This is a genomic window from Streptomyces sp. NPDC050619 (assembly GCF_040654815.1).
Lineage (GTDB): Bacteria > Actinomycetota > Actinomycetes > Streptomycetales > Streptomycetaceae > Streptomyces.
In genome coordinates, this window is the sequence record NZ_JBFAIR010000002.1 from 101,199 (window position 1) to 123,421 (window position 22,223).

Annotated in this window: 13 protein-coding genes; 10 read left to right on the plus strand and 3 right to left on the minus strand. The window is 70.6% G+C overall.

Annotation, left to right across the window (positions count from 1 at the left end; genetic code table 11):
- Positions 1-9 precede the first annotated feature (9 nt).
- Positions 10-1,893, minus strand: coding sequence for a galactose oxidase early set domain-containing protein (locus tag AB0I77_RS03630; protein WP_363280665.1), 1,884 nt, complete (start codon positions 1,891-1,893; stop codon positions 10-12).
- Positions 1,894-2,138: 245 nt separating this feature from the next.
- Here AB0I77_RS03630 and AB0I77_RS03635 point away from each other — a divergent pair, with 245 nt between their 5' ends.
- Complete coding sequence (locus AB0I77_RS03635) at positions 2,139-2,567, plus strand: hypothetical protein (protein ID WP_363280667.1); 429 nt, start codon at positions 2,139-2,141, stop codon at positions 2,565-2,567.
- 70 nt (positions 2,568-2,637) lie between these two features.
- On the opposite strand, the gene AB0I77_RS03640 is transcribed toward AB0I77_RS03635, so the two are convergent.
- Together AB0I77_RS03640 and AB0I77_RS03645 are read right to left on the minus strand one after the other, a co-directional pair.
- Positions 2,638-3,597: an aryldialkylphosphatase gene (locus tag AB0I77_RS03640; RefSeq protein WP_363280668.1), complete on the minus strand. Its 960-nt coding sequence runs from the start codon at positions 3,595-3,597 to the stop codon at positions 2,638-2,640.
- 47 nt (positions 3,598-3,644) lie between these two features.
- Positions 3,645-4,349: a GntR family transcriptional regulator gene (locus tag AB0I77_RS03645; RefSeq protein WP_363280669.1), complete on the minus strand. Its 705-nt coding sequence runs from the start codon at positions 4,347-4,349 to the stop codon at positions 3,645-3,647.
- A 191-nt stretch (positions 4,350-4,540) separates the two neighbouring features.
- Between AB0I77_RS03645 and AB0I77_RS03650 the strand changes: the two genes are divergently transcribed.
- From AB0I77_RS03650 to AB0I77_RS03690, 9 genes are all read left to right on the plus strand, one after another.
- Positions 4,541-5,320, plus strand: coding sequence for an SIS domain-containing protein (locus AB0I77_RS03650; RefSeq protein ID WP_363280670.1), 780 nt, complete (start codon positions 4,541-4,543; stop codon positions 5,318-5,320).
- Positions 5,317-6,009: an SDR family oxidoreductase gene (locus AB0I77_RS03655; RefSeq protein ID WP_363280672.1), complete on the plus strand. Its 693-nt coding sequence runs from the start codon at positions 5,317-5,319 to the stop codon at positions 6,007-6,009. Before AB0I77_RS03650 ends, AB0I77_RS03655 begins: the two co-directional genes overlap by 4 nt.
- A complete protein-coding gene (locus tag AB0I77_RS03660) occupies positions 6,006-7,334 on the plus strand; it encodes an FAD-dependent oxidoreductase (protein ID WP_363280673.1) in 1,329 nt (442 codons plus the stop codon). Before AB0I77_RS03655 ends, AB0I77_RS03660 begins: the two co-directional genes overlap by 4 nt.
- A gap of 156 nt (positions 7,335-7,490) precedes the next feature.
- Positions 7,491-8,459: an ROK family protein gene (locus AB0I77_RS03665; RefSeq protein ID WP_363280674.1), complete on the plus strand. Its 969-nt coding sequence runs from the start codon at positions 7,491-7,493 to the stop codon at positions 8,457-8,459.
- 417 nt (positions 8,460-8,876) lie between these two features.
- Positions 8,877-10,565 carry a glycoside hydrolase family 13 protein gene (locus AB0I77_RS03670; RefSeq protein WP_363280675.1) on the plus strand — a complete coding sequence of 563 codons (1,689 nt, stop codon included), beginning with the start codon at positions 8,877-8,879 and terminating at the stop codon, positions 10,563-10,565.
- Positions 10,566-10,629: 64 nt separating this feature from the next.
- Entirely contained in the window at positions 10,630-11,985 is a 1,356-nt protein-coding gene (locus AB0I77_RS03675) for an extracellular solute-binding protein (protein WP_363280676.1), read from the plus strand.
- A 96-nt stretch (positions 11,986-12,081) separates the two neighbouring features.
- Positions 12,082-13,368 carry a sugar ABC transporter permease gene (locus AB0I77_RS03680; protein ID WP_363281132.1) on the plus strand — a complete coding sequence of 429 codons (1,287 nt, stop codon included), beginning with the start codon at positions 12,082-12,084 and terminating at the stop codon, positions 13,366-13,368.
- Positions 13,365-14,294: a carbohydrate ABC transporter permease gene (locus AB0I77_RS03685; RefSeq protein ID WP_363280677.1), complete on the plus strand. Its 930-nt coding sequence runs from the start codon at positions 13,365-13,367 to the stop codon at positions 14,292-14,294. The genes AB0I77_RS03680 and AB0I77_RS03685 overlap by 4 nt, the downstream gene beginning before the upstream one ends.
- 297 nt (positions 14,295-14,591) lie before the next feature.
- Positions 14,592-22,103 carry an amino acid adenylation domain-containing protein gene (locus AB0I77_RS03690; RefSeq protein WP_363280678.1) on the plus strand — a complete coding sequence of 2,504 codons (7,512 nt, stop codon included), beginning with the start codon at positions 14,592-14,594 and terminating at the stop codon, positions 22,101-22,103.
- The last annotated feature ends 120 nt before the right edge of the window (positions 22,104-22,223 follow it).

A 22,223-nucleotide genomic window follows, 5' to 3' on the forward strand; every position in this document is an offset into this window, starting at 1 on the left:
CGGCCGGCGTCAGTCGCCGGGCCGCAACTGCACCCACTTCGCGGTGCTCGGTACGCCCTTGTCGTCGAGGAGGAAGAGCATGTAGAAGCCGGGCGGCGCGTCCTTGGCGGACTGCGGGGTGCGCAGGACGAGCTCGTTGCCCAAGCGGCCGGTGATCGGCAGCTCCAGCCGCCGCTGGCTGGTGTCCACCGAGTGGGTGGAGGTGATGGGCGTCATCAGGACGGCCCGGCTGACCCGCTGTGGGGTGCTGGTGCCGACCCGGAGATCCGAGCCGTAGCGCTGCGGGCCGTACGGGACTTGGGACAGCCGGGGCCGTTCTCCCTGGTGCAGGTACGACGGCTCGTAGATCTCCATCGTCCCGTGCATCCCGGACTTGATGTCCGGGTTGTTGGCGATCTGCTGCAACTCGTCGCCGGTGACCATGATGCGGCCGTCGGGCAGCAGGACGGCGTTGGAGTGGTATCCGCGCGGCAGCCGCTGGACCGGCCCGAGGCGCCAGGTGCCGTCGTCGTCGCGCAGCTCGGTCTGGCGGTACTTCTTGTCGCCGTTCGGGTTGTACGGGCCGTTGCCGTAGTCCCGGATGTCGTAGGCGCCGTTGACGGTGAACAGCTTGCCGTCGGGCAGGATCAGGGTGTCGTCCTGGGTGCGGCCGAAGGCACGCGAAGTGTCCTTGGTCCAGCGGCCGTCGGCGAACTTGTAAGTGCCGGGGTCGTTGCGGTTGCCGCCGAGGATCAGGACGGAGTCCGGTCCCTGGGTGCCGCCCGGCAGGGCGACCGCGGAGCCGTAGTTGCGCATGCCGCCGTCGGGACGGTCGGGCAGCTTCCGGCGGGACTCGTCCTTCGGGTCGAACACGAACTGCTCGTCGTAGTTACGGCCGAAGCCGTAGATGAGGCCGTCCTTCAGCGAGAACAGATGGGGGTAGTCCATCATGTACGGCGCGTTCGTCTTCCACTGGTCGAGCGACTGGCCCAGGGGCACGTCGGCCGGGCCGTACGACACGGGGGTGCCCTTGGCCGGGAAGCGCTCGATCTCCATCGACAGCTCGCCCCAGCCGAGTTCCGACTGGCCGGAGGTGATGAACTGCCGGCCGTCCGCGCCGGTGACCACGCTCGGGTACCAGCGGCCGACGGCCATGTCCTGCTGCTGGTGCCAGGTCTCCCTCCACGGGTCGAAGACGAGCGCGAACTTGGCGCCGCTGCCGTGGTTGCCGCCCAGGTTGCCGCCGAAGACGCCGACCATGCCGTTGGGCAGATAGGCGTGCCCCGCGCAGAAGATCGGCGCGGGCCGCGGCTCGTTCTTCCCGTCGGGCATGTCCACCACGGGCGGCGGCACGGCCTTGAACGCGCCGGCCCCCGTTCCCCGGGCGGGGTCCCACACGTACGCCCGCCCGGCGTTCTCCTTGCCGATGACCTCGGTGGGCGCGGTCTCCTTGTTCGGGCTGTCCTCGACGGGTTCGAAGGAGAAGACCAGCACCTTGCCGGTGGGCAGCAGGGCGACGTGGTCGCCGTAGTCGGGGCTGGAGAAGTAGTCGGTGAACTTGCCCCACTGGGCCGGGTCGAACTTGGCGTTCAGCTCGCGCTGCGAGTCGGTGTGGCGCTTGAGGCTCAGCGTCCGGGTGGGCTGCGGGTATCCGTTGTCGACGGCACGCAGGCCGATACGGTCCCGGGCCAGCTGCTCGGCGGCGGCCCGGCCGAGCGCCTTGACCTCGGCGGGGCGCACCTCCTTGCGGATCTGCGCCTCGGTGATGCGCACGCCGCCCGGACGGAGGTCGGACGCGGGCACCTGGGACGGCACCGAACGGGCGGGTGAGACGGTCGCGCCGGCGGGCGCGGTGACGGACAGGGCGATCGCGGCACAACCGACCGCGAGCGCCCATCTCCCTCTGCGGGACATGAGGCTCCTCATGAGGGCATGGCGGACACCCGGCAACACCGGGTCGCCACGCAGAGTGACTGGACGGCGGCAGTAGATCACAGTCCGTAGCGATGCGCGGGCAGACGCTCGACTGGAACGTTTCGCCATACGTCGATGGTGTGTCACTCTGCGTGTCCGGCGCGGCGTTGATCACGGCGCTGCTCCACGCGCTGCTCCAATGGCCCCCGACCCCGACCTCATCGCTGTGGAGGAGCACCCCTGTCATGACCGCCATGCGCCCGAGAACCCGTACTGCCATCACCGCAGTTACCGCCGTCGCAGGTGCCGCGGCCCTGCTCGGCCCCGCCGCCACGCAGGCCACCGCCCTGGCCCTGGACCCCCAGCCGCCGCACCACATCACCGGCAAGGTCATCAAGGGTGGCGCCGACGGCCGCCCCCACCAACTGTTCTGTCCGGCACCCCAGAACGCCTACAGCGGCGGCTACACCGTCTCCGCGAGCCAGGGCGCCCGCTTCGCACCGGAGCCGACCGACGTCATCGAGAGCCGGCCGAACGCCAACGCCAACGGCTGGATCGTCACCGTCCGCAAGCAGCAGATCCGCTCAGGCGACTATGGGAAGTCCGAGGCGACACCCGCCGACCTGGTCATCCACGTCGTGTGCACGGAGGGCATGCCCACGCACGGCATGTGACCGCCCCCGCCCCGATCCGTCGCTCCCCGCCAGGCCCGCCTTCTTGCCGGCCTGGCGGGGTGCTGTCGTCTTATGGAGATCCAGATGCCCGCATGTCTTTGGCCAGCAGGGACTGGGGGGCATCCCGCAGCACGGTGTCGACCGCCGCGGCGCCCAGGCGCCGGCGCAGCCGCGGGACGAAGTCCCGGCCGAGCACGTCCATCCCCGGTCCGCCGCCGTAGGCGCTGAGCGAGGACTTGCGTCCCACGTCGGTCCCCAGGCAGATGTGGCCCAGTTTGCCGGCCTCGGCCATGTGCTCGATCAGGTCCAGGACGACCGAGTCCGGCCGGTACTTGATCCGCCCGATGGTGTCGTAGACGAGGTGGGCGCCGCGGGCGATCAGGTCGAGGTGGAGTTCCGGGTCGGGGTTGCGGTCGGTGTGGGCGAGCAGGACCCGTCCGGCCGGCAGGCCGTGCTTGTCCAGGAGGTCCAGCGCGGCGTGCGCGGCGGTCCCGACCTCGGTGTGGACCGCCACGGCCACGCCCGTCTGCCGGGCCGCCGCCGCTCCCGCGGCGAACCAGCGTTCCTCGTGGCGGTCGATGCGGTGGTACGAAGCGCCGAGTTTGATGATCCCGGCCTTGTGGGGGCTGGGGAGGGGGCGGGGGAAGTCCCAGTCGTGGCTGTCCATGCCGACCCGGAGGTCGTCCAGGAGCACGTCGAGAAGCGTCGCGTCGTCGGCGTGGCGGGCCCAGTGGGCGGCCGGATAGTGCGCGCTGCGGTGGTAGCCGGTCGCGGCGACGACATGAAGGGCGCTCGTGCGGGAGACCTCGGCGAGTTGGCAGGGACGGCGTCCGAGGCCGACCGGTGTCAGGTCGACGACGGTGCGCATGCCGCTCGCCGCCACCCGCAGGAGCTCGGCCGCCGCCTTGTCGGTGTCGAGGAACTCGTCACCCGGGTTGACCGGGGTGCGCAGGAAGACGTGCTCGTGGGCATCCACCTCGCCGAGTTCCGCGGCGGCGACAGGGCCAAGGACCGTCTCGACGACAGGCAATGTTGTTCTCCTTTTGCGATGCCCGCCCCCGCGGCTCGGGCAGTCGCCTAGGCCAGTTCGATGTGGAACACGAAACGGGAACCCGCGTAGCGGGATTCGGTGAGTTCGACAGGTGTGCCGTCGGCGGTGGTGACCAGTCGGCGCTCGACGAAGATGGGCGCGCCGACGGGCAGGTCAAGCAGGGCGGCATCGTCCTCGGTGGCGATGGCCGCGATCTGCGTTCCGGTCGCGCGGGAAGGGGCGAAACCCTGCTCGGTGAGCGCCTGGTGCAGCGAGCCGTGGGCCAGGTCCTCGCTCAACAGCCAGGCGCAGGACGGCGGCAGCACGACGTTCTCGATCGCCATCGGCTGGTCGTCGGCCAGCCGCAGCCGCCGTACATGAACGACGTTGGACTGGGGCGCGAGCCTGAGCGCGGTGGTCTCCTCCTGGGTGCCCGCGCGCCGTTCGTTCGCCAGGACGGTCGATGACACCGTCATGCCGCGCAGGGCCATCTCCTCGGTGAAGGAGCGCAGTCGGCCCATCTGGCGGTGGACCTGCGGTTCCCCCACGAAGGTCCCGACACCGGAGATCCGGTAGATCGCACCCTCGGCGACCAGCCGCTGGGTCGCCTGACGGACGGTCATCCGGCTGACCTGGAACAGGTCGCACAGTTCCGCGTCGGACTCGATCTGGTCTCCGGGGCTCAGCCCCGCGATCCGGCCGCGGATGTGCCGTTCGACTGCTTCATGTCGCGGCATGGGCCGCCGAGCCACAGCTGTCTCCTTTGTCTATACCGGTATGCCTTCCGCAGCATAGGCCGTCACCCGGTACGCGTCCACACCTGGCGCGTCCTCATGGGAACCGAAGATCAGCCTGTACGAGTGCTTGACGCCGGACCGGTCGCCGCCTTAGCGTCCCGAAACGTACTACCTGTCTATACATTCTCGCCCGAGAGGTTCTGCCCGTGTCATCGTGGATCCGTAGCGCAGTCGGGATCGTCGAGCGGCTTGCCGAGTCCCAGGCCGGCGCCATCGAGGCCGCGGCCCAGATCGCGGCCAGGTCGATCGCCGACGACGGCGTCGTCTACACCTTCGGCACCGGTCATTCGCGTATGCCGGTGGAGGAGATCTTTCCCCGCTACGGCTCCTACCCCGGCTTCCAGCCGCTGGTGGAGCTCTCCATGACCTTCCACACCCAGGTGGTGGGGGCCAACGGACAGCGGCAGGCGATGTTCATCGAGCGCGTCGAGGGGCTCGCCGACCAGATCCTGGCGAACTTCCGGCTGCGCCCCTGCGACAGCATGTTCATCTTCAGCGTCAGCGGGCTCAACGCCGTCCCCATCGAGATGGCGATGGGCGCGAAGAAGGCGGGTCTGCCGGTCATCGCGGCCACGTCGCTCCAGGAGACGAACGCCGCCGAACCGCGGCATCCGAGCGGATCCCGGCTCGCCGACCACGCCGATGTCGTGATCGACCTGGGATCGCCGGTCGGCGACGCCATCTGCCAGGTCCCCGGTCTGGACGTCCCGGTCGGCCCGGTGAGTACCTTCACCGCGATCGCCGTGGTCAACGAGATCAAGGTCCGGGTGGCCGAACTGCTGGCCGAGCGGGGCGCCATGCCGCCGGTCATCACCAGTTCCCGCCTCGTCGGCGCGGATCGCAGCGACGAACTGTTCGAGGGCGCCTACCTGGAGTTCGCCCGCCGCTCCGCCGCCGCTCTGCGCACCGCGGACGGTGCGCGGTGAAGCGTTTGCTGGTGGCCGGCGCCCAGGGCGGAATCGGCGCCGCGTGCGTCAAGGCCGCGCGCGCCGCCGGTGCCCAGGTCTTCGAGGCCGACCGCGACACGTACGACATCACCGTGTCCACGGGCGCCGACGCGGCCGTGGCGCGAGCGGCCGAGGCCCTGGACGGTCTCGACGGCATCGTGCACGCGGTGGGCATGTCCGGCCGGCGACTCGGTGACGGGCCGGTGGACGAGTGCGGCGACGAGGCGTGGCGCGAAGTGCACCGCGTCGATCTCGACTCCGTCTTCTACCTGTTGCGCGCCGGACTGCGGCAGCTCTCCGGCTCGGGCGGGTCGATCGTCGTCATCGGCTCGGCCCTGGCGAGCACGCTCGACGAGGACTTCCTCACCGCGGCCTACGCCAGCGCGAAGGGCGCCCTCGTCCCCTTGGTGCGCTCGGCCGCGTTCACCGGAGCCCCCAAGGGCGTGCGCGTCAACATCGTCGCGGCCGGCCTGGTGGACACCCCGATGGCCGCGCGCGCCATGGCCAATCCCGCGATCCAGGACCGGATGCCGCGGTTGATGCCGCTCGGTGCACGCGCTTGCAGCCCCGAAGAGATCGCCGACACCGCCGTATGGCTGCTGTCGGACGCCTCCTCCCGTACGACCGGCGCGGTCGTCCCCGTAGACGGAGGGTGGCACCTGAGGTGAACGGAACACGCATCAGCCAGGCGGAGGCCGGGAGTTACCCGCTGCTGTGGGACGGCGACGTAGTGGTCGTCGGCGGCGGCTCGGCGGGTTCCGCGGCAGCCGTCGCGGCCGCCCGGCGGGGCGCTTCCACCCTGCTCGTGGAGGGCGCCGCGCACCTGGGCGGCACCGGGGCGAGCGTCCTGGACACCTTCTACGGTTTCTACGCGCCCGGCACGGGTGAACGCGTCGTCGGCGGCGTCGGCTGGGAGGTGTGCCAGGCGCTCACCGATCGCAAGGCGGCCTTCGAACGCCCCAACACCTATGGCGCCGGCACCGGCATCACCTACGACCCCGAGACCCTCAAGCTGGTCTGGGACGAACTCGCCGCCGCTGCCGGGGTACGGGTCCTGTTCCACACCCGTGCGTCACGGGTGGTGATGGAAGGGCAGGACGTTCTCGGGGTGGTCGTCGAGACGGTCGCCGGCCCCGGGTACGTGCGCGCCGGGGTCGTCGTCGACGCCAGCGGGGACGCCGACGTCGCGTGGCGTGCGGGGGCGGCGCTGGAGCGGCCGGCCGAGGACCGCGTGGTGCAACCGCTCACCCAGACCTTCCGGCTCGCCGGTGTCGACGCGGCGGCGACACCCACCGCGGAGCTGCACCGCTTGATGGCCCTGCACGCGGACTCGGGAGCGTACGAACTGCCCCGGCGCGAAGGGTCCGTCCACCGGACCACCGAACCCGGCGTCGTCCACACCAACCTGACGCGCGTGAGCGGCGTCGATCCGACCGACCCGTGGCAGCTCTCGGCAGCGGAGCAGGAGGGGCGCCGCCAGGTCGTCGAGTACACACGGTTCCTCGTCGAGCAGGTGCCGGGGTACGAACGGGCCTTCCTCATCGCGTCCGCGCCGCGCATCGGCGTGCGGGAGAGCCGCCGCCTGATCGGCGAGTACGTCCTGGGCAAGGAGGACGTCCTGAGCGCGCGTCAGTTCGAGGACGCCATCGCGCGCTGCGGCGCTCCGATCGAGGACCACGCCGCCGGGCACCGGACGATCTGGCAGTACGTCGGCTCCGGCAACGAGACGCCCACCGGCCGCACTTACGGCATTCCCTACCGATCTCTGCTGCCCCGCGGCGTCGACGGTCTGCTCGTCGCGGGCCGGTGCCTGTCGGCCACCCACGACGCCCACGCCTCCGTCCGCTCCATCGGCCAGTGCATGGCGATGGGGCAGGCCGCGGGGACCGCGGCGGCCATGGCGGTGTCGGCCGGATACCGGCCTCGCGAGGCGCGCATCGTCGAACTGCGTGCGCAACTCGCGGCCGACGGCGCCCTGATCTCACCCGACTGACCTGATCCGCTGGAAAAGGCTAGACAGGTCGTGTCCAGCCAAAGTTTCTGATTCTTTATGGCTCAACTGATTGACTGGATGATTTGCGCGCCCTAGCTTCCCGTTAAGTCTCCGTTAAGTCTATACAGGCAATACTGATCCTGATCAGGAGTTCGCATGGTGGTGACCAGGGGCGGTCCTCGCCCCGAAGGGTCCGCCCTGGGGGTGGACATCGGGGGCACGAACATCAAGTGGGTGCACCGGGCCGGCGCGGCCGTCGTCGCGCGGGGCACGCTGCCCACCCCCGCCGCCGGCCCCGCGGGGGTCGCCGCCACCATCGCCGAGATCGCGGGCGCACACACCGTCGAGGCCATCGGCGTAGCACTGCCGGGACACCTGAGCCCGGACCTGCGCTCCACCACCACCATCCCGAACCTCGACGGCGACTGGCAGCGCTTCCCGCTGGCGGACACGCTCGAGCGCGCGACCGCGAAGCCCGTCCTGCTGATGAACGACGCCCGCGCGTTCGCCTCGGCGGAACTCGCTCTGGGCTCCGCGCGCGGTCACGCCGACGTGGTGTTCATGACCATGGGCACCGGCATAGGCGGTGCGATCGCCCTGGGCGGCACCGTCCTGCGCGGGTCCGGCGACAGGATCGGCGAAATCGGGCACATGACCGCCGAACCCGGCGGTGATCCTTGCGGATGCGGGGCCCGCGGCTGCCTGGAAACGGTGGCGGGCGGCCGGACACTCGCCGCCCGCTGGGCCCTCGCCTCTGGCGGGACCGGGAACCAGGCCCCGTCGGCGACACCCGAGGACCTGGTAGGGGCCGCCCGGTCGGGCGACACCACGGCTCGGGAGATCCTCGAAACCGTCGCCCTGGCCGTGGGCACGGTACTGGGAAGCGTGCTGGCCCAACTCGGCCTCTCGACTGTTGTCGTCGGCGGTGGCGTCGCGCCCGCCTTCGACGTGATGCGACCGGCTGTCGAGCTCGCGCTGCGCGACCGTCGGGCACTGGTCGGACCGGTGACACTCCTGGCCGCCGAACTCGGCCCGTACGGCGGCGCGATGGGGGCGGCCCTGAACGCCACGGCGCGGCCCCTCGCCGCCCCTTCGACGCCGTCTCGGTTATCCGTGATCCCGTGATCTGACGGCCTCGCGGGTCCGTCGGTGGACGCGGCGCCCGGCGAACGGCCTTCGTTCCCGCCGGCGGGCGCCACAGCCGGCGAAGCGCCTTCGTCTCCACCGGCGGGCGCCGCGCCCGGCGATCTCCCACTGGCGGGTGCCGCAGTCGGCGAACGGCCTTCGCTCCCACCGGCGGGTGCCCAGCCGGCGAACGGCCTCGTCTCCACCGGCGGGCGCCGCGTCTATCGAAATCGTCTTTCGTCCCGCCCGGCGACCTGGCTCCGCCCGCCGGAGGAGTCCGTGTCCGAGGCTCCCTCGCCCCTGCTTGCCAACGCGCCTTCCAACGCACCCCCAACGCGCCTTCCAACGCACCCTCCAACGCGCCTTCCGCGGCGCGGGACCCGGTCTCCATCACGCCCAGCCCAGGACGGTTTCCCGATGATCGACGCATTCGTCGACGACGGCTCGGTACCGAACGAACCGCGCCCCTCCGAGCGGCCCCAGTCCCAGCACACCGCCACCGCCCAACAGCAGTGGTGGCGCACGGCCGTCATCTACGAGGTGTACGTCCGCAGCTTCCTCGACAGCACCGGGGACGGCATCGGCGACCTGGCCGGTGTCCGCGCGGGCCTGCCGTACCTCGAGCGACTCGGCGTCGACGGCATCTGGCTCAACCCGTTCTACCCCTCGCCGCAGTACGACCACGGCTACGACGTCGCCGACTACTGCGATGTGGACCCGGTCTACGGAGACCTGGCGGAGTTCGGCCGCCTGGTGGACGACGCGCACCGCATGGGGTTCAAGGTGCTCATCGACATCGTCCCCAACCACTGCTCCAGCAAGCACCCGTGGTTCCTCCAGGCCCTGGCCGAAGGCCCGGGCGGCGGCCCGGCCAGATCCCGTTTCCACTTCGCCGAGGGCCGGGGCGCGGGCGGCGAACTGCCGCCCAACAACTGGCACTCCATGTTCGGCGGGCCCGCCTGGACCCGGGTCGCCGAGCCCGACGGCACGCCGGGCCAGTGGTACCTGCACCTGTTCGGTCCGGAGCAGCCCGACCTGAACTGGCGCAACCCCGAGGTCGGCGGCTACTTCGAGCAGGTGCTGCGGTTCTGGCTGGACCGCGGCGTCGACGGATTCCGTATCGACGTGGCCACCGGCCTCTTCAAGCATCCCGCACTGCCGGACTCCCCGGACCCGGCGGCCGACGCGCGGGCCCGCGACACGGTCAACCCCCTGGCGTGGAACCAGCCCGAGACCCACGGAGTCTGGCGCACCTGGCGTGCCATCTGCGAGGAGTACACGGCACGGGACGGCACGGACCGGCTGCTCGTCGGAGAGGTGTCGGTGCGCACCCCGGCCGAACAGGCCGCCTACGTCCGCCCGGACGAGCTTCATCAGGCGTTCTTCTTCCACATGCTGACGGCCCCGTGGGACGCGGCCACCTTCCGCCGGGTCATCCAGGACGCCCTGCGGGACATCGCCGACACCGGCTCGACCATCACCTGGGTGCTCAACAACCACGACCAGGTCCGCACCGTCACCCGGTACGCGGCCGCCGCCCGCGCTCGCGCCGCCGCGCTGCTGATGCTCTCCCTGCCCGGCGCCGCCTACGTCTACCAGGGCGAGGAGCTCGGTCTGCCGGAGGTCGTCGACCTGCCGGACGAGGTGCTCACCGACCCGATCTTCCACCGCAGCGGCAGCCGTGTGGGAATACGCGACGGCTGCCGCGTCCCGCTGCCGTGGTCGGGGCACATGTCCCCGTTCGGATTCACCTCTGGCGAAGCCGTCGCCGAGCCGTGGCTGCCGCAGCCCGCCTGGTTCGCCGATCACACCACCGAACGGCTCATGGCCACCCCCGGTTCCTTCTGGCACCTCTACCACGACGCGCTCGCGCTGCGCGCGAGCCTGCCGTCGCTCGGCAACGGGACCCTGCGCTGGCTGGAGTCGCCGCCGCAGGTCCTGGCCTTCGTCCGCGGTGACGGGGTGGTGTGCGCCGTCAACTTCGGCGACGTCCCCTGTCCCGCCCCCGTCCCCGGCACGCCGCTGCTCGCGAGCGGTCCCTGTCCGCCCGGAACCCTCCCCGGCAGCACCGCGGCCTGGTGGGCGGCCGACGGTCTCACGGGCTGACCCCGCCCCCCGCTACCTGTTCCTTCCGTCTTGTTCTTTCCGTCTTTCACAAAGGAGTGACCCGATGAATGGCAGAGCGGCAGCACTGACGGCCGTGGCCGTCCTGATGATGGGGACCGCCGCGTGCGGCTCCTCGGACAAGGACGCCGCCGGCACCCCGGCGACCACCGGTGCCAAGGACGCCTCCACGCTGAAGCTGCCCGACCTCCACGGGCAGAACCTTCAGGTGGCCGGCGTCTGGACCGGTGCCGAGCAGAAGAACTTCCTCAAGGTACTGGCCCGCTTCGACAAGCTGACCGGAGCGAACACCACCTTCGTGCCCACCGGCGACAATGTGTCGACCTTCGTCGGCAGCAAGATCCAGGGCGGCTCGCCGCCGGACGTGGCTCTGCTGCCCCAGCCCGGCGTCCTGAAGCAGTTCGCCGAAGCCGGCTGGCTCAAGCCGCTCCAGCCGGCCGTGACCCAGGAGCTGAACAAGAACTACAGCCAGGTCTGGCGAGACCTCGGCGCGTACCAGGACAAGCAGTACGGGGTGTTCTTCAAGGTCACCAACAAGTCGCTGTTCTGGTACAACACCGCGGCCTGGGAGCAGGCCGGACTGACCACCGCCCCCACCACCTGGGAGCAGTTGCTCAAGGACGGCCAGACACTCTCCGACTCCGGCACCCCTCCGTTCTCCGTGGGCGGCGGCGACGGCTGGGTCCTGACCGACTGGTTCGAGAACATCTACCTCAGCCAGGCCGGCCCGGCCATGTACGACAAGTTGACGAAGCATCAGATCAAGTGGACCGATCCCTCGGTGACCAAGGCGCTGACCACGCTGGGCCAGCTCTTCGGCAGGCCCGATCTGATCGCCGGAGGCACCCGCGGGGCGCTCCAGACCGACTTCCCCACCTCGGTCGGCCAGGTCTTCGCCAATCCGCCCAAGGCCGCGCTGGTCTACGAGGGCGAGTTCATCGCGACCAACATCACCCAGGAGACCACGGCCAAGGTCGGTACCGACGCCAAGGTCTTCCCCTTCCCGTCCGTGGACGGCGGCAAGGCACCCGTGCTGAGCAGCGGCGACGTCGCGGTCGCCCTCAAGGACGGCGAAGGCGCGCAGGCGCTGATGCGCTTCCTGGTCTCTCCTGAGGCGGCGGCGATCGACGTGCAGCAGGGCGGTTTCCTGTCACCGAACAAGGCGGTCGCGTTCTCCGACTACCGCGACGACATCGTGCGGGACATAGCGAAGAACCTGATCAAGGCGGGCGACGACATCCGGGTCGACATGTCCGATCAGGCACCGGCCGCGTTCGGCGGGACGAAGGGGCAGGGCGAGTGGAAGGACCTTCAGGACTTCCTCGCCAAGCCCTCCGATGTCGCGGGCGCGCAGAAGCAGCTCGAGGCGGACGCCGCGAAGGCGTTCGCCAAGGCGGGCTGAGCGGCCGTCATGTCACAGACTCTCACCCCTCCGTCCCCCGCCGCCCCCGCGGCGGGGGCACCCGCCCGCCGCGGGACGCGAACGCCCCGAAGCCGCATGTGGATCGCGGTGTTCTTCCTGCTGCCCGCACTGGTCCTGCTCGGCGCGCTCGTGGTGTATCCGATCGTGTGGTCGGTCGTGCGCAGCCTCTTCGGCCCCGACGGCTTCACCGACTTCGTCGGCCTGTCCAACTACACCGGAGTCTTCACCGACCACCAGACCCTCGTCGCCATCAAGAACAACGCGATCTGGGTCGTGGTCGCACCCGTCGCGGCCACCGGGCTCGGCCTGATCTTCGCCGTGCTCACCGAGCGGATCCGCTGGGGCACCGCGTTCAAACTGGTCGTCTTCATGCCGATGGCCATCTCCATGCTGGCCGCCGGCATCATCTTCCGGCTGGTCTACGACCAGGACCCCGGCAAGGGCGTGGCCAACGCGATGGTGACCGGCGTCCACGACACCTTCTTCAAGGCATCGGCCTACCCCGGAGCGCACCCCCGCGTGGCGGGCCCCGGCAGCACCCTGGCCGGCCCGGTCGGCGGCCCGTACACCGGCAAGTCCCTCAGCCCCGGCGACGGTTCGGCCGCGCTGGCGCTCGTCGGAGTGCAGCCCAGCACCCTGACCGGAGCGACGCAGGCCGCCGCCCCTGCTGCCTGCCCGTCGGGCGCCTTCTGCGGCACGGTCTGGCTGGACTTCCAGCCGGGCGGCGGCACTCCCGGGAAGATCGACCCGGGGGAGAAGGCGCTGGCCGGCGTCCGGGTAGAGGCTGTGCGTGACGGGCGGGTCGTCGCCACGGCGACCGCCGCCAAGGACGGCACCTTCACCCTGCCCGCGTCCGGGATCGGCGCCTCACCGATTCAACTGCGCCTGCCCGCAACGAACTTCACCGCCCAGTACGCGGGTGTCGACTGGCTCGGGCCGACCCTCGTCACCTGGTCGATCATCGGCGCCTACGTCTGGATGTGGACCGGTTTCGCCATGGTCCTCATCGCCGCCGGACTGGCCGGCATCCCCCGGGAGTTGCTGGAGGCGGCACGGGTCGACGGCGCGAGGGAGTGGCAGGTCTTCCGCCGCATCACGGTGCCGCTCCTGGCACCGGTGCTGGGCGTGGTCCTGGTCACGCTGGTGATCAACGTGCTGAAGATCTTCGACCTGGTGTACGTCATCGCGCCGGGCGCCAGCCAGCAGGACGCCAACGTACTGGCCCTGCAGCTCTACCTGTCCTCCTTCGGCGGCGGCAACGACCAGGGCACCGGCAGCGCGCTCGCCGTACTCCTGCTCGCCCTGGTCGCGCCGGTCATGTTCCTCAACATCAAGCGGTTCCGAAAGGAGAAGTCACGGTGACAACCCTTCAGACCGCGAAGGCCGCGAAGGCCGCACGGACCGCCCGGGCCGCCGGAGTCGCCCCCGGCCGCACGGGACCGGGCGCCGCCACCCGTGCGGCTCGCCGGCTGGCCGGCGGATCCACCCGGCTCGTCCTGCTGGCGGTCGCCCTGTTCTGGCTTCTGCCCACCGTCGGCCTGCTGCTCTCCTCGTTGCGCGGGCCCCTGGACATCCAGGCGTCCGGCTGGTGGACGGTCCTCACCAAGCCCGCGCAGCTGACCCTGCACAACTACACCAACCTGCTGGACGACCCGACGATCACGCATTCGTTCCTGAACAGTCTGCTGATCACCGTCCCGGCCACGCTGCTGGTCGTGGTCGTCGGCTCACTCGCCGGATACGTCTTCGCGTGGGTCGAATTCCCGGGCCGGGACTGGGTTTTCCTGCTCGTCGTCGGCCTGCTCGTGGTGCCGTTGCAGGTCGCGCTGGTCCCCGTCACCAGCCTGTTCGGGAAGCTCGGAATCTTCGGCAGCATCACCAGCGTCGTCCTCTTCCACGTCGCTTTCGGACTGCCTTTCGCGATCTTCCTGCTGCGGAACTTCTTCGCGGGGATCCCACGCGAACTCCTGGAGGCCGCCCGTCTCGACGGGGCGGGCGAGTTGTGGCTCTTCCTGAGAGTGGTGGTTCCGCTGGGCGGGCCGGCGATAGCCTCGCTCGGCATCTTCCAGTTCCTGTGGGTCTGGAACGACATGCTCGTGGCGCTCATCTTCGCCGACCCGGGCTCGGCGCCGCTCACCGTGGCCCTGCAACAGCAGACCCGCCAGTTCGGCACCAATATCGACGTCCTGTCCTCCGGCGCCTTCCTCTCCATGATCATCCCGCTGGTGGTCTTCTTCGCCTTCCAACGGCAGTTCGTGGGCGGCGTCATGGCGGGAGCGCTGAAGTAGGTTCGGGGCATCCTACGGACAAAGCGCGGTATGTCATTCCTTCGAGTGGCGTAATCCCATAGTGGGCCGGGGTATGCCCTGGTAGCTGGCACGATGAGTGACATAGAAGTCACTCATCGTGTAGGTATGCCGCCCTATTCCGATTGCACGCGCTACTACTCCGCCACCAAGTGGTCTGCGGGCGTCTTCTCTCAGCCGTGAGTACACGAGTTCAGTACTCAGCGGTCGTGATCAGCAGTTCCCGGCCCTCTTGCAGGAGGTTCCTCGTTGTCTCATCGTCAGTCATCCGCTCAGCCGGTGGATTCGTCGGTCGAGGTGCTGCCGGTGACCGCGGCACAGCGCGAGATCTGGCTCGCCGAGCAGCGCTCCCCGGACACACGCCAGGCGCTGCGTCTGGGCGAGTACTTGGAGATCCGCGGACCGGTCGATCCGGTCATGTTCGAGGCGGCCCTGCGTCAAGTGGTGGCCGAGACCGATGCGTTACGGGTGCGCCTGGTGTCCGGTGCGGACGGCCCTGTTCAGGTTCTGGAGCGTGAGCTGCCCTGGACCCTCTCGTTCGTCGACGTCGGCGACGAACCCGACCCGGCGGCCGCCGCCCGCGCGTGGGTCTCGGCCGACATGACCCGGCCCATGGACCTGGCCTCCGGTCCGCTGTTCAGCTACGCCCTGCTGCGGCTGGCGCCGGACCGGTTCTGGTGGTACCACACCTACCACCACGCGGCCGTGGACGCGTTCGGCTACGCCCTCGTGGCACAGCGGGTCACCGACGTCTACACGGCCCTGGCGGACGGGCGGCAGGCCGGCCCCAGTCCCTTCGGCCCGTTGTCGACACTGGTGCGAGCCGACCAGGACTACCGCGCGTCCGAGGACCATGCAGCCGACCGCGCGTACTGGATGCGGCACCTGTCCGGATGGACGGGGACCGCCGCGCCTTCGCCCGGCTCCCGGGGCACGGCGGCGGTTCCCCGCCCGGCCGGGCAGGGACGGTCATCCGGAAGCTCGGCCCATATGGCCATCCCCAGAACCGAGTTGCGCCCGCTTCCGCGCCCGCAGGCGCTGAAGGCGGCGGCCTCCCGCGCCGAAGTCTCCCGCTTCCGTTTCGTGTTCGCCGCCGTGGCGCTCTACACGCGTCACCTGACGGACGCGCGGGACGTGGTGCTCGGGCTGACCGTGGCCGGCCGCATGGACCCGGCCTCCCGCACGACGCCCGGGATGCTGGCCAACAGTGTTCCGGTACGCCTGATCATCCGGCCCGACATGCCGCTGAGGGATCTGCTGGCCCAGGTCGACGACCGGATGCGCGAAGCGGTGGAGCACCAGCGTTACCGCGGGGAGGACCTGTACCGCGACCTCGGCCTGTCACGGGACTCCGGCGCGGCGATCTCGCCGTCGGTCAACCTTATCGGGTTCGACTACAACATCGCCTTCGCCGGCCACCGGTGCATCGCGCACAACCTCTCCTTCCCGTTGGGCAGCGACCTGATGATCATGGTGTGGGACCGCCGGGACGGCACCGGCCCGCACATGAGACTGCACGCGGCGCCCGGAGCGTACGACGAGTCCGACCTCGCGGACTCCCAGCGGCGCCTGCTGCGCTTCCTCGACAACCTGACGGACTTCGACCCCGATCTCCCGGTCGGCATGCTCGACGTACTGTCGGACGACGAGCGACGGCGCCTCCTGGAGAAGGGGGACGTCTCCGCGGCAGGAGCCCCCGCCGTTCCCTTGCCGACGATGTTCGAGGACCGAGTACGCCGCACGCCGGAAGCCGACGCGGTGGTCGCCGGCGATACGACGCTGGCGTACGGGGAGTTGAACGCGCGCGCGAACCGGCTCGCGCACGCCCTGACCGCCCGGGGTATCGGGGTCGAGGATGTCGTCGCCCTCGCCCTGCCGCGTTCGATCGACCTCGTCGTGGCCGTGCTCGCCGTACTCAAGGCCGGGGCCGCCTACTTGCCGGTGGACCCGGCGTATCCGGCGGCGCGCAGGGAGTACATGCTCGCCGACGCCCGATCGGCCCTGGTGATCGACGATCCGCGGGCGGTGGCAGAGCTGTCGCAGGGGCAGCCGGACACCGACCCGGGAATCGCCGTGGACCCGCGGCACCCGGCGTACGTCATCTACACCTCGGGTTCGACCGGGCGGCCCAAGGGGGTGGTGGTGACCCACACGGGCATCGCCTCCATGGTGATGTGCCAGGCGGAGCGCCTGGAGATCACCCCCGACAGCAGGGTGCTCCAGTTCGCCTCGCCCAGCTTCGACGCCTCCACGTGGGAACTGTGCGCCGCCCTGCTGGACGGGGCCGCGCTGCTGCTCGCCCCCACGGCCGACCCACTGTCGGCCCTCACCGACCCCGGCACGCACCTCACGCACGCGGTCGTACCGCCGTCGGCACTGGCCGTGGTGTCCGAGACGGACGTGCGTGTTCCGACGCTGGTGGTGGCTGGGGAGGCATGTCCGCCGGGATTGGTGGCGCGGTGGGCGCCGCGGCGGCGCATGCTCAACGCCTACGGGCCGACGGAAACCACGGTCATGGCGTCCCTGAGCAAGCCGCTGGTGCCGTCGGACTCGGCACCGCCCATCGGAGGGCCCATCCCCGGCAGCCGCGTCTACGTGCTCAACGGCACGCTGCGACCGGTGCCGTTGGGGAGTGCCGGAGAGCTGTACGTCGCCGGCGCGTCCCTGGCCCGCGGCTACCTGCGCCGTCCGGCGCTGACGGCCGAGCGGTTCGTGGCCGACCCGTACGGCCCTCCCGGCACCCGGATGTACCGGACGGGCGACCTGGTGCGGTGGCGGGCCGACGGCGAGCTGGAATACCTCGGCCGCACCGACCACCAGGTCAAGATCCGCGGGTTCCGTATCGAGCTGGGCGAGGTCGAGGCCGCGCTGGCCGCGTGCCCCGGTGTGGCGCGGGCCGCGGTGCTCGCCCGCCAGGACCGGCAGCGGGGCGATGTCCGGCTCGTCGCCTACGTCGTGGCCGACGAGGACGGAACACGGCCGCGGTCGCTGCGCGAACGCCTGCGCGAGGAACTGCCCGAGTACATGCTGCCCGCGGCGTTCGTGATGCTCGACGAGCTGCCGCTGACCCCGAACGGCAAGCTGGACCGCGCCGCCCTGCCGGAGCCCCACGACGAGCCCGGCACGTCCGTCGCGCGGGCACCGCGCACTCCACGGGAACAGTTGCTGTGCGAGCTGTTCGCGGAGGTCCTCGGTCTGCGGCAGGCCGACGTGGACCTGCACTTCTTCGAAGCGGGCGGACACTCGCTGCTCGCGATCCGCCTGGTGTCCCGGATCCGCGCCGTCCTGGGCACGGATCTGAATCTGAACGTGCTGTTCGAAGCGCCCACAGTGGCTCGCCTGGCGGCCCGGCTGGACGGCGCGGACAGCAAACGCCCGGCACTGACCGTCCAGGAACGGCCCGATCCCGCTCCGTTGTCGTTCGCGCAGCGCCGGCTGTGGTTCCTGCACCGTGCCGAGGGCCCCGGCGCCACCTACAACATTCCTCTGGTGCAGCGCCTGGCCGGCGAGCTCGACCGAGGGGCGCTGGAGGCGGCGCTGGCCGATGTGATGGGCCGGCACGAGAGCCTGCGCACGATCTACTACGAAGTCGACGGCGAGCCCTTCCAGCGGATCACCGACGTGTCCGCGGCGCGCCCGGTGCTGCCCGTCACCGAGGTGGACGACGAGGAGGCACTGCACGCGCGGCTGCTGGAAGCCGTCCGGTACCCGTTCGATCTGGCCGTCGAACCACCCCTGCGCGCCGAGCTGTTCGCGCTGAGCCCCACCGAGCACGCCCTGGTGATCGTGGTTCACCACATCGCCGCCGACGGCTGGTCCCTGGCACCTCTGGCCCGTGATCTGGCGACCGCCTACGCCGCCCGGCGCCAGGGCAAGGAGCCGGACTGGGAACCACTGCCGGCGCGCTACACCGACTACACCTTGTGGCAGCGTCGGCTCATGGGCGACCCCGACGACCCCGACGGACTTCTGCACCGCCAACTCGCCCACTGGTCAACGACGTTGGCGGGCCTGCCCGAGGAACTCGCGCTGCCCTACGACCGGCACCGCCCCGCCGTCGCCTCCTACCGTGGTGCCAGAGTCCCCCTGCGTCTCGACGCGGAGCAGCACGCGGCGCTGACCGAGCTGGCGCACCGGTCGGGAGCCAGCCTCTTCATGGTGCTGCACGCAGGTCTGGCCGCGCTCCTGACCAAGCTGGGTGCGGGCACCGACATCCCCGTCGGCAGCGTGATCGCCGGCCGCGCCGATCAGGCCCTGGACGAACTGGTGGGGTTCTTCGTCAACACGCTGGTGCTGCGTACCGACACCTCCGGCGACCCTGCCTTCGCCGACCTGCTGACACGTGTCCGCGACACCGCTCTGGCGGCCTACGCCCACCAGGAAACGCCCTTCGAGCAGCTGGTGGAGACGCTGAACCCGCCCCGGTCACCGGCCCGCCACCCGCTGTTCCAGGTCGCGCTCTCCCTGGAAGCAGACGAAGCCGCGGCGTTCGCGCTGCCCGGACTGCGCACGTCCAGGATCCCGGTGTCGACCGCGACCGCCAAGTTCGATCTGGACATCGGCATCTACGAACAACGCTCCGAGAACGGCGAATGCCTCGGCCTGCACGGGACCATCGACTACGCCACCGACCTCTTCGACCACGAAACGGTCCAGGACCTGGCCGCACGCTGGGTGCGGCTGCTGGAAGCCGCCGTCCGGGACCCGGACCGTCCGATCAGCCGCATCGACGTACTGTCCGACGACGAGCGCCATCGCTTCCTGGAGGATGCCGGCCGGCCCGCGACGGCGCGGCTGCCCGCGAACACCCTTCCCGAGCTCTTCCACGCGCAGGTGCGTGCCGCCCCCGACGCGGTCGCCGTCGTGGCGGACGACACCACTGTGACCTACGCCCAGTTGAACGCCCGGGCGAACCGGCTCGCGCACGCACTGACCGCTCGCGGCGTCGGTCCCGAGGACGTCGTCGCTCTCGCCCTGCCGCGGTCCGGTCACCTGGTCGTGGCCGTGCTCGCCGTACTCAAGGCAGGGGCCGCCTACCTGCCACTGGACCCGGAGTACCCGGCCCCGCGGATCGCGGCCATGTTCGAGGACGCACAGCCGGTGTTGCTGCTCACGGACACGACCACCGCCGCGTCGGGCGACCTCGGTACGGGGACGCCGCGTCTGCTGCTGGACGCACCAAAGACCGTCGAGGCGTTGAAGGGGCTGCCGGATACCGACCCGGTGACGACGTTGTCGCCGGACCATCCGGCATACGTGATCTACACCTCGGGATCGACCGGGACACCCAAGGGGGTCGTCGCCCGCCACGCGAGCGTGGTCAACATCGCCGCGCGGTACCGGCACCAGGTGTTCGGGCCGGCGGCCGAGCGCGGCGGAGGCCGGCCCTTGCGGGTCGCCCTCACCGCCTCGGTGTCCTTCGACGCCTCCTGGGGCCAGCTGGCGGCCCTGATGGACGGCCACGAGCTGCATGTGCCCGACGCGGCCACCTGGGTGGACGCGGACCGGTTCGTGGCGTGGCTGATCCACCACCGCATCGACTCGGTCGACGTCACACCCTCGTACATGCGCGTCCTCTCCGACCGCGGCCTGCTCACGAACGAACGGTGGCGGCCGAGTGTGGCCGTACTCGGTGGCGAGGAGCTGGGGGACCAGCTGTGGAACGAACTACGGGCAGTCGACGGACTGGTGGCCTTCAACATGTACGGGCCGACCGAGTGCACCGTGGACTCGGTACAGGCACGGCTGGACACCACCGCGACTCCGGTCCTCGGACAGCCGGTCCCCGGCACTCGTGCCTACGTACTGGATGCCGCCCTGCGGCCGGTGCCGCCCGGCGTGACCGGCGAGCTGTACGTCGCCGGTGCCGGCCTGGCGCGCGGCTACCTGCGCCGCCCGGGCATCACGGCCCAGCGATTCGTGGCCGACCCGTACGGCCCCCCGGGGACGAGGATGTACCGCACCGGCGACCTGGCCCGGTGGCGCACCGACGGGCAACTCGTCTTCGCCGGACGGGCGGACGACCAGGTCAAGATCCGTGGCCATCGCGTCGAACCCGGCGAGGTGGAAGCCGTCCTCTCCGCTCATCCCGGGGTCGCCCACGCCGCCGTCATCGCCCGCGACGACCACGTCAAAGACACCCATCTGGCCGCCTACGCGGTGCCGCTCGCCGGGAGCGAGGTCGATCCCGCCGACCTGCGGTCCTTCCTCCGCGAGCGCCTACCCGCCTACATGGTGCCGTCCGCCTTCGTCGCGCTGGACTCCCTGCCACTGACTCGGAACGGAAAGCTCGACCGCGCCGCCCTGCCCGTGCCCGACTTCACCACGACCCCGAGCGGCCGCCGTCCGCACACCCCCGAGGAGCGGGCCCTGTGCGAGCTGTTCGCCGAGGTGCTGGACGTGCCCGCGGTCGGCGTCGACGACGACTTCTTCGCTCTGGGCGGTCACTCCCTGCTCGCCACCCGTCTGGCGAGTCGGATCGGTGAGACCCTGGCCGTCCCCTTCAACCTGTCGGCGCTCCTGGAGGCACCGACCCCGGCGGGACTGGCCCGGCATCTGAGTGCGGACAACCCGCACACCACGACGAAGTGGGTACCGGATTCGGAAGCGAAGCTGAGCCCTGCCCTGCGCTTCACGCCCGTCACGCAACCGGCCGGCGGCCCGCACGAAATTCTGCTGACCGGAGCCACCGGGTTCGTCGGAGCCTTCCTCCTGTCCGAACTGCTGCACAGGACAGCGGCCCGGGTGCACTGCCTCGTCCGTGCGCGGACCGACGCCCAGGCACGTGAGCGGCTGGCCGAGGCCTTGCGGGCCTACGGCATCAAGGCGACGCCCGACGATCCGCGGCTGAGCGTCGTCCGGGGAGACCTGGCCGCCGTCGATCTCGGCCTCGGCCCGGCGGACCGGGCGCGGCTGCGCGAGACGATCGACACGATCGTCCACAGCGGCGCGCACGTCCATCACCTCTCGCCCTACGCACGACTGAAGCCGGCCAATGTCGAGGGCACCCGAAGCCTGTTGCACCTGGCGGGCGAAGGGCGGCCCAAAGCGTTCCACCACCTCTCGACCCTCGGGGTGTTCCGAGCCGGCCAGGACTCCCGGCTGGTCACGGAGGATTCGCCGATCGAGGCGGAACGGCACCCGTTCGGCAGGGGTTACGCAGCCAGCAAGTGGGTGGCCGAGCGGCTGGTGGAGCGTGCCTTCGAGCGGGGAGCGAGCGGTGGCATCCACCGGCTCGGCCGCATCTGGGCTCATACCTCGACCGGAGCCGTCAATCCGGACGACATGTTCTCCCGGTTGCTCACCAGTAGCGCGGCGCTCGGCTGCTATCCGGCGGACCCCGAACTCCAGGAAACCCTGCTCCCCGTCGATGTCCTCGCCGGAGCCCTCGTCGAGCTGCTGCGAACCGGCGACAGAACCGGCCGCGTGCACCACCTCCACCATCCACGCGGCATCGGACCGGGCGCCTTCCTGGCCGGTTACGACCAGCTGCACGGGACGCGCACCGAAGAAGTCCCGCTCACCGAATGGCTGCGGCGCCTGCGTCGCGCGACCGAACGGGGACAGAACCTGCCGATCCTGCCCTACTTGGCGTATCTCGAAGAGCACGCCGAGAAAGCACCGACCGCACGGCAACCGACCCTGGTGTTCCAGAACGAGAAGACGGTCCAGCGGCTACGGCAACTCGCGGTCACGATCCCAGAGATCGACGAGGCTGCGATCTGCGGCTACTGGGGCTTCATCCAGTCAGAAAAGCACGCCGAGGGCGGCATGACCGCCGAGAACCAGTGATTGTGGCGATGGCCTTGCTTGGAAGCCCACCCGCTGCCCCTGCGACGACACCTCGTGCTTGCACGAGAGCGAGGATGCGACCGCGCTCGATCGTTCCCGGTCGCCAACGCTGGGAACTCC

What these genes read in the sequence shown, in the direction of transcription:
- AB0I77_RS03675 (WP_363280676.1), top strand. Translation starts at nt 10,630, where the DNA reads ATGAATGGCAGAGCGGCAGCACTGACGGCCGTGGCCGTCCTGATGATG.
- AB0I77_RS03635 (WP_363280667.1), top strand. Translation starts at nt 2,139, where the DNA reads ATGACCGCCATGCGCCCGAGAACCCGTACTGCCATCACCGCAGTTACC.
- AB0I77_RS03630 (WP_363280665.1), bottom strand. Translation starts at nt 1,893, where the DNA reads ATGTCCCGCAGAGGGAGATGGGCGCTCGCGGTCGGTTGTGCCGCGATC.
- AB0I77_RS03665 (WP_363280674.1), top strand. Translation starts at nt 7,491, where the DNA reads ATGGTGGTGACCAGGGGCGGTCCTCGCCCCGAAGGGTCCGCCCTGGGG.
- AB0I77_RS03680 (WP_363281132.1), top strand. Translation starts at nt 12,082, where the DNA reads ATGTGGATCGCGGTGTTCTTCCTGCTGCCCGCACTGGTCCTGCTCGGC.
- AB0I77_RS03670 (WP_363280675.1), top strand. Translation starts at nt 8,877, where the DNA reads ATGATCGACGCATTCGTCGACGACGGCTCGGTACCGAACGAACCGCGC.